1 protein-coding gene is annotated in these 240 nt (G+C 37.9%); it reads right to left on the bottom strand.

The features are described 5' to 3' along the window. Window positions 1–240: NAD-binding protein (locus tag ELQ07_RS08195; RefSeq protein ID WP_208359329.1), on the bottom strand; the 240-nt coding region annotated here is incomplete at both ends.

Raw genomic sequence — 240 nt, 5'->3', positions numbered from 1 at the left:
CTTACAATGCGTATGTTTTCATCGATACTTGAAAAAAGCATCTTTTCAAGACTACCATTAACATGGATAATTGTATCAATAGGCTTTGGATAAGAAGCTAAAACCTGACAAATCATTTCGAGTTTGGCTTCGTTGGTTATGGTTACGATTGCTACTGCGCATTCTGTTATATTGGCTATCTTGAGTGTTTCTTCTTGGGCAGCATTGGCAAAAACGACATTTTCACCCCGACTTATGCCA

The sequence above is a fragment of the Campylobacter sp. US55 genome, assembly GCF_004378955.1.
Taxonomy (GTDB): Bacteria; Campylobacterota; Campylobacteria; order Campylobacterales; family Campylobacteraceae; genus Campylobacter_D; species Campylobacter_D jejuni.
Note: the sequence above shows the minus strand (reverse complement) of the source record. Positions and strands in the feature narration are given on the sequence as shown.